Origin of the sequence: Prosthecobacter sp. (genome assembly GCF_029946185.1) — a bacterium.
In the GTDB taxonomy this organism is placed as follows: domain Bacteria; phylum Verrucomicrobiota; class Verrucomicrobiia; order Verrucomicrobiales; family Verrucomicrobiaceae; genus Prosthecobacter.
This window is the reverse complement of sequence record NZ_JAQSEA010000040.1, coordinates 1-7216: the sequence shown is the minus strand read 5'-3', so window position 1 is coordinate 7216 and position 7216 is coordinate 1. Positions and strand designations below refer to the sequence as shown.

The window sequence follows — 7216 nt, the reverse complement described above, 5'->3', positions numbered from 1 at the left end:
CTCGCTGAGGCTCGGCTGACCCTGGGCTATATTCCGCAGCCCATTCAGGGCTGGTGTGTGGCGGGGCAGAGTGGTGAAAAGGTGCCGTTCTTCCACTGGGAAACGTCGGCGGCTAACAGCATGAAATCGACGAAAGGCGGTCTTAACCGAGTACCATTAATGAGTGGCATTCTTGCCACATTGCACTGTCTTTTTAGAGGTGTGGACTGTTGGCGGAATCTAAAACTGGCAGGTGCGGCAGATGCGTTATTTGAAGAGTCCTTTGAGGCCTTTGAAGGTGTTGATGAGGCCTTTGGCTTGTTCTTCGATGTCATTTCCGAGGAGGTTTTCGAGCTTCACCTGGAGGTCGGGTTTGACCTCGGGATGTGAGAGGGAGCCGGTGATGGTGAGGTCGAAGGTGAGGCGGCCGCGGCTGTCGGAGAGGGCTTCGACTGCGAGCTGCGAGAGTGTGCGATTGATGCCGCGACTGGCGATGCCCTGCATGAGGCTTTGCTTGAGGGCATCCCCACAGGAGAGCCGGGTGAGGAGGCCCTGCTGATCTTTGGCGAAGTCCATCCATGAGTCACGCTTGATGGTGTACTCGTAGTCGGGCAGCGAAATGACTGTGTCTTCAAGGAAGCGGAGAGACTGCTCGCGGTAGAGGATGTGGGCGTGCACATCCTGCGCGAGGATGCCGCCGATGCGGATGGCACGGAGGTCGATGCCGTATTTCATGAGCTTGTCCAGATGCTGGCCGGCGGTCTCGCCGATGGTCATGTTGCCGCCGATGGAGGAGCCACGGTCAATGGTGAGGTTCAGATCTGCCGCAGGGGACCACATCCGAGTGGTGGGATCGACCGGATTTACCTCGCCGTCGCCATGGAGGGTCATGTCGGCAAAACGCACCTGACGGGGTTGGCCGCCGATGTTTGTCACGCCGTCCACCAGCACCTTGGCGGCGAGACGGATGTGGAGGCGGTTGTGGGCGGTGAGATCTTCGGGGTCGATGTCGATTTCGGTGAGAGCGAGGCTGAAGTTGCTGATGTCTGCCTTGAACTGCGAATCGACGCTCTGATTGGTGATGCGGAAATGGGCCTGCTCGATGCTGATTTCCTGGAGGGACATGCGGGTGGCGGTGGACTGGGGCGCTGCGGGTGGTGCCGTGATGGGGGGCGTGGTCAAAGCGGGTGGTGGCGCTCCCGGTGCAGGGACGGCGGTCACGGGCGGTGCGGTTTGGACGGGGATGGCACGGGGCACCTCGTCCATTTGCATCTGGGCGAGTTTTTCCGGGGGTGGCTGAAAGAGCTTTTGGAGAGAGCTGCCGTCCTGGGGGCTGACAGTTTCGGTGACATCCAGGCCGATGAGGCGGAGTACACGGGGATAAAATTGACGGTGCCAGAGGCCTTCGGGGACCAGTTCCAGATAGGCCATTTCGGCCTGAACGGGGGCATGCTGCATGGGCGGGCGAGCCGCGATGGGGGTGCCGGCGTATTGATCACGCGGGCCGATCTTGATGCCAGTGAGGCGGAGGCTGGGTGGCCAGGAAAGGATGGTGAGGGTTACGTCATCGAGCTGGACGCGTGCATTGATGTTCTTCTCGGTCTCCAGCGTGAGGCGCTCTTTGTTCACATACTGGCGCAGCCACCAGACGCCGCCCAGAGGTGCGGCGACTGCGAGCAGCAGGCCGAGGCCAAGAAGGATGAGGATGATGCGGGAGATCTTCATGGAGGGAGCATAAACAGTCCTGAGGGATTTGAAATTTGAGATTTGAAATTTGAATTGGCGAATCCCGGCTATTGTCACGCCCCGTTTCATGATCGCTCTGCGCGATAAAACGGCTGTACCAACCCACTTACATCCATGTCCATTCGCGTTCGCTTTGCTCCTTCCCCCACTGGTGATCTTCATGTCGGAGGCGCCCGCACGGCGTTGTTCAACTGGCTGATGGCGCGCAAGCTCGGCGGCACATTCATCCTGCGTGTGGAAGACACCGATGGTGCACGCAACACGGCGGAGGCTGCTGCGGGGATCATCAAGGGCATGCGCTGGCTCGGGCTGGACTGGGATGAAGGCCCGGAGGCGGGCGGTGATTGTGGGCCGTATTTTCAAAGCCAGCGGAAGGACATCTATGATGCGTATTTCAAGAGGCTGGAGGACGCCGGTCGCGTGTATGCGGAGGCGGATGGTGCGATGCGCTTCAAATTCAGCCGCACGGCGATCACGGTGCATGATTTGGTTTGCGGAGATGTGACGTTTGCGCCGACCGAGGAGCCGGATATGACGATTCGCCGCCCGGATGGCAGCTACATCTTCCACTTTGTGAACGTGGTGGATGATATTGAGATGCGCATGACGCACGTGCTGCGTGGTGAGGATCATCTTTCGAACACGTGGAAGCACATTGATCTGTTCAATGCGTTTGGGGCTACGCCGCCGACGTATGCGCACATTCCGCTGATCCTGAATCCGGACGGCAGCAAGATGAGCAAGCGTGATGAAGGGAGTGCCATTGAGCACAGCTACATGAACGCTGGGTTCCTGCCTGCTGCGGTGTTCAACTACCTCTGCATGCTGGGATGGACGCCGAAGGCGGAGAGCGAAAAGCTTTCGCGTGAGGAACTGACGGCGTTGTTTGACGCGGATGCGATTCACAGCAGTAACGCGAAGTTTGATCTGAAGAAGGCGCTGTGGTTCAATGCGCAGTATTTGCGTGAGCTGAGTCCTGAGGGGCTGCTAGAAAACGGTCGTCGCTTTTTGAGCGCCGCTGGTCTGACGTGGGAAGATGATGCTGTGGCTGCGGCTGCTGTGTACAGTGTGCGCGAGAAGGTGAGCCTGCTCACTGAGTTGCCTGAGTGGGTGCATTACTTCTTCCGCGAGGACTATCCCTTTGAGGCGGATGTGGTGACGAAGCTCAAGGCGAAGCCTGAGAATGCGGGGCTGCTGAAGGCTGCTGCTGAGCAACTGGCGCAGGCTGCGGAATGGACTGAGCAGAGCGTGCATGATGCCGTGGAAGCGGCAGCGAAGGCGCTGAGTGTGAAACCGGGTGCGATGATGCCGCTGCTGCGCTTTGCGCTGAGCGGGCAGTCACGCGGGCCGGGGGTGACGACGATTGCGCATCTGATTGGGAAGGAGAAGACGCTGGGGAGGATTCAGCGGGCGCTGGGTGAGGTGATGGGTGTGTAATCGCGAAATGAATTTGAGACAGGCTGAGCGCTCGACAAAATTGCTGTGCGTATTGCAATACGCGTGCACTAAAACGCGTTGGCTTTTCGGTTGTTCACTTCAGGACTCAGATGCCATTCGAAGAAACATTTCATAATCTAATCTCTGGGCGCGGGTTTGATCGCTATCAACCCGGTCTCATTTCGAGATGGAGAGCTTTCCGAATCGGCTACTCTTTGTCCTATGGGAAACCCACTGCGAAGCCCTCACTGTGTCTCGATTACGAGAGCGAAAATGCAATTGGACGTGTGACGCTCTGGGAGTCAGGTGAGTGCGATCTCGAGGTCATGGATGTTGCGACGGGAGCAGATTTTTTACGTGAGCATCATGACTTCACAACCCCACATGAGTTCTTTCACGCCTATCCCAAAGTTCCGCTCCTCCTGCGGAAACTTCGTGGTGAAAAATTATCACAAATACCTGACCCAAATGAACAGGCATAGTTCGCTCTAGGTGATGCTAGATTATATCAGTGCTTATCCTCGATGAGAATCTATGATCTCAAAGATCCCGAAGGTCGTGTTTACGCCTTTGAGATTGAAAATATCGGGCGGCGAGAGCTGTGTGAGTTGATTCGTTCTTTTCCTGGAGTGCGGCTTCTTCGTGAGCCAAAATGGCTGTCTGAATTTCGAGAGGATGAGTTCTGTGAATTTGAATTGAGCGGACAGTCGTTCAGGGCGTGGGAGCCGTTCGGGGACAACAGTCGTTTTTGGATTGGGCCTGAACCACCCGAGTGGTGTGAACAGGTCGAGGCCGCCAGGGGATTGTTTGCACTCCATGAAGACTGAGCGAGAATAGCGTGAGGCTGGCGGGAGAGATCACCCCACACTTTAGCCCACCCATCGCGCATACTTTGCGCTCACATTTTCCGGCTTGAGGGCGACGATCTCGGGGACTTCGTAGGGGTGAAGCTCTTTGAGCCGCTGCTCAAACCTGGGCCAGGCGGCGGGGGTGGTTTTGAAGATGGCTAGGACTTCGGGGGCGGTTTCGACTTTGCCTTGCCAGCGGTAGATGGATTCGATGGCGGGGATGAGATTGACGCAGGCGGCGAGTTGCGATTCTACCAGGGCCGTGGCAGTCTCGCGGGCTTTCTCGATATCGGGGAAGGTGCAAAGGACGATGAGGATGTCGTTCATGACCGCCAACTTATGAGATCTGCCTTCATCGACAAGCTTATCAAACGCATGGACCGCCTGGAACCGGGGGAGGTTCAGGGCATTGTGCTGGAGCTGGTACGGGAAAAGAAGTTTCAGGAGAAGGTGTTCGAGGCACTGCAGGAGGGCGTGATTCTGCTGGATACGGAGGGCAAGGTCACGTACGTGAACCGGGCGGCCTGCACGTTCTTTGGCCTGAAGCAGGATCAGGTGATCGGTCAGCGGCTGGCGCAGGGGGTGCGGGGGCTGGACTGGAATGAACTGCTGAAGCCGGGGACGGTGGTGAGCCGGGATCTGGAGGTGTTTTACCCTGAGAACCGCTACCTCAATTTCTACATCACCAGCATTGATGATGACTCGGCGCTGGGGTTTGTGATGCTGATCCGTGATGTGACGGAGACGCGCAAGCGGACGGAGGAGCAACTGGAAAGCGAGCGGCTGAATGCGTTCACGCTGCTGGCGGCGGGTGTGGCGCATGAGCTGGGGAATCCTCTCAATTCTTTGACGATCCATTTGCAGCTCCTTGAACGACGGCTCAAGAAGATGGGGGCGAAGGGAGCTAGCCTGCGCGAGCACCTGGATGTGGCTACGGGTGAGATCAAGCGGCTGGATTTTATCATTGGCCAGTTTCTTGCGGCGATCCGGCCGACGAAGCCGCAATTTCAGCGCGTGCAGTTGCGCGAGCTGCTGGAGGAATGTGTGCGCTTTCTCCACCCGGAGATCGAGGCCTGCAAGGTGAAGCTGAAGCTGGACCTGCGCTCTGATTTGCCTGCCATGCCGCTGGACCCCGGGCAGATGAAGCAGGCGGTGTACAATCTGATCCGCAATGCCTGCCAGGCGATGCCGAAGGGGGGCACGCTGACGATCAACGGCACCTTTACTGATTTTGAGGTGAGGCTGAGTTTTGAAGACACGGGGAAGGGGATCAATGCGGAGCAGATGGGGAAGCTGTTCCAGCCCTTTGCGACCACCCGGACCACGGGCACGGGCCTGGGGCTGCTGATTGTGCGCCGCATCATCCGTGAGCACGGGGGGGAGATTGACATTGAAAGCCGTGAGGGGCTGGGGACGCGGGTGAGTCTGTGGCTGCCGCTGGTGGCGAAAAATGTGCGGATGCTGGAGGCGGGAGGGGATAGGGAGGAGAAATCTGACCGGTAACCGTCCCACTACGGTCGGTTTTTTTATGCGGATGGTTTATTTTCTATAAATATCACACTAAAGGTCACATTTATTACATCGGATCAATCCTGTGCATGACGGAGGTTGACCGTGGGGCAGAATTCTGCCAGCATTTACCCCCATGTCTGATTCAACCACACCGAAACCCGTCCGCAAACTGAACCCTGCCCTGAGCAAACCCGTCCAACCGGATGAGATTCTCGCGAAGGTGATCGGCTCCACTCCGCTTTCCCGCGGCGAAATGACCAAGAAACTGTGGGAATACATCAAGAAGAATGGTCTGCAGGACCAGACCAAGAAGACCAACATCAACGCTGACGAAGCGCTGAAGGCTGTCTTTGGCGGCAAGAGCCAGGTGACGATGTTTGAGATGACGAAGCTCGTCTCGGCCCACGTCAAGTAAGGTAAGCCCGGCGTCCGCTGGTTCCCCTGAATTTTGGGGGAATCTGTGAGAATGTGTGCCTATTTAAAAACCCGCAGATCTAGCTGATCTGCGGGTTTTCTGCGTCTGGGTGTAGGTGGCTGTTTGATGATGATAGGCTTGTGCCCGATGGCTGAGGTACGACTGAATCAAATCTCCCTTGCATCGCCCGCTCTTCCGCGTGATCTCAGGGGAACCTGCTCGTCACACCACCTTGGCAACCACCGACACTCCACGCACCCTCGTAGCCATACCTGCCCGCTGGGGTTCCACCCGGTTCCCAGGCAAACCGCTCCACCTCATCGCCGGCAAACCGCTGGTGCAGCATGTCTGGGAGCGCTGCCAGGAGTGCCGGGAGATTGACGATGTGATCATCGCCACGGATAACGCCCGCATTGCGGAGGCAGCGGCGGGTTTCGGGGCCAAATTCGTGCTGACTGCGCCGGAGCATCCGAGCGGCACGGATCGCATCGCCGAGGCGGCGAATTCGTACCCGGACCACGGTACTATCATCAATGTGCAGGGAGATGAGCCGCTGATCTCACCGGCGCTGATTGACGAACTGGCCCGCACGCTGCGCGCTGATCCCGACGTGAAGATGATCACCGCTGCCGCGCCGATTCAGGATGCGGAGCAAATCAGTGACCCGAATGTGGTGAAGGTCATCTTCGACACGAATGGAGATGCGCTGTATTTTTCGCGGTCGCCGCTGCCGTACCTGCGCAATGCTGAGGCGTGGCCGCGCAGCTACCGCCATCTGGGGATTTACGGTTTTCAGCGCAGCTTCCTTTTTCAATTTGTCGCCTGGCCGCCTTCGCGGCTGGAGCAGACGGAGTCGCTGGAGCAGCTCCGCGCCTTGGAAAACGGCTCGCGCATCCGCGTGGTGCTGACGGACGAGCTCTCCCCCGGCGTGGATACGCGGGAGCAGGCGGACGCGATTGAAAAGCATCTTCAAAAACAATCTTCTTGAACTGCGCCCCTACAACCTCCAACCGAGAAGGATCCATGAAATACATTTTTGTCACAGGCGGCGTCGTTAGTTCACTTGGCAAGGGCCTTGCAGCCTCCTCGCTGGGCACACTGCTCGAGCTGCGCGGCCTGCGGGTCATCATGCAGAAATTTGACCCGTACCTCAATATCGACCCCGGTACGATGAACCCGTACGAGCATGGCGAGGTGTATGTGCTGGATGACGGCGCGGAAACCGATCTGGACCTGGGCCATTACGAGCGCTTTACGCACACGAACCTCTCGCGGCTTA

At 57.9% G+C, this 7216-nt stretch carries 7 protein-coding genes and 1 pseudogene; 6 read left to right on the top strand and 2 right to left on the bottom strand.

Annotated elements, in window-relative coordinates:
* Positions 1 to 246: 246 nt before the first annotated feature.
* Positions 247 to 1704 (bottom strand): hypothetical protein, encoded by a 1458-nt coding sequence (locus PSV43_RS02135; protein WP_300193208.1) that lies wholly within the window; start codon positions 1702 to 1704, stop codon positions 247 to 249.
* 135 nt (positions 1705 to 1839) lie between these two features.
* Between PSV43_RS02135 and PSV43_RS02130 the strand changes: the two genes are divergently transcribed.
* Together PSV43_RS02130 and PSV43_RS02125 are read left to right on the top strand one after the other, a co-directional pair.
* On the top strand, positions 1840 to 3162 hold the full coding sequence (locus PSV43_RS02130) for a glutamate--tRNA ligase family protein (protein WP_300193205.1): 1323 nt from the start codon (positions 1840 to 1842) through the stop codon (positions 3160 to 3162).
* Positions 3163 to 3686: 524 nt separating this feature from the next.
* Positions 3687 to 3989: a hypothetical protein gene (locus PSV43_RS02125; RefSeq protein ID WP_300193203.1), complete on the top strand. Its 303-nt coding sequence runs from the start codon at positions 3687 to 3689 to the stop codon at positions 3987 to 3989.
* A 42-nt stretch (positions 3990 to 4031) separates the two neighbouring features.
* Here PSV43_RS02125 and cutA read toward each other — a convergent pair whose 3' ends face one another.
* On the bottom strand, positions 4032 to 4337 hold the full coding sequence (gene cutA / locus PSV43_RS02120) for a divalent-cation tolerance protein CutA (protein WP_300193200.1): 306 nt from the start codon (positions 4335 to 4337) through the stop codon (positions 4032 to 4034).
* A 12-nt stretch (positions 4338 to 4349) separates the two neighbouring features.
* On the opposite strand from cutA, the gene PSV43_RS02115 reads away from it, so the two are divergent.
* The 4 genes and pseudogenes from PSV43_RS02115 to pyrG all read left to right on the top strand — a co-directional run.
* Positions 4350 to 5513 carry an ATP-binding protein gene (locus PSV43_RS02115; RefSeq protein ID WP_300193198.1) on the top strand — a complete coding sequence of 388 codons (1164 nt, stop codon included), beginning with the start codon at positions 4350 to 4352 and terminating at the stop codon, positions 5511 to 5513.
* A 142-nt stretch (positions 5514 to 5655) separates the two neighbouring features.
* On the top strand, positions 5656 to 5937 hold the full coding sequence (locus PSV43_RS02110) for an SWIB/MDM2 domain-containing protein (RefSeq protein WP_300193195.1): 282 nt from the start codon (positions 5656 to 5658) through the stop codon (positions 5935 to 5937).
* 232 nt (positions 5938 to 6169) lie between these two features.
* Positions 6170 to 6925 (top strand): 3-deoxy-manno-octulosonate cytidylyltransferase, encoded by a 756-nt coding sequence (gene kdsB, locus PSV43_RS02105; protein WP_300193193.1) that lies wholly within the window; start codon positions 6170 to 6172, stop codon positions 6923 to 6925.
* Positions 6926 to 6960: 35 nt separating this feature from the next.
* A pseudogene (gene pyrG / locus PSV43_RS02100) lies at positions 6961 to 7216 on the top strand (CTP synthetase); the annotation flags it as partial.

Coding starts and splice junctions, on each gene's coding strand:
- PSV43_RS02125 (WP_300193203.1), top strand. CDS start 3,687: ATGAGAATCTATGATCTCAAAGATCCCGAAGGTCGTGTTTACGCCTTT.
- PSV43_RS02110 (WP_300193195.1), top strand. CDS start 5,656: ATGTCTGATTCAACCACACCGAAACCCGTCCGCAAACTGAACCCTGCC.
- PSV43_RS02130 (WP_300193205.1), top strand. CDS start 1,840: ATGTCCATTCGCGTTCGCTTTGCTCCTTCCCCCACTGGTGATCTTCAT.
- PSV43_RS02115 (WP_300193198.1), top strand. CDS start 4,350: ATGAGATCTGCCTTCATCGACAAGCTTATCAAACGCATGGACCGCCTG.
- PSV43_RS02135 (WP_300193208.1), bottom strand. CDS start 1,704: ATGAAGATCTCCCGCATCATCCTCATCCTTCTTGGCCTCGGCCTGCTG.
- cutA (WP_300193200.1), bottom strand. CDS start 4,337: ATGAACGACATCCTCATCGTCCTTTGCACCTTCCCCGATATCGAGAAA.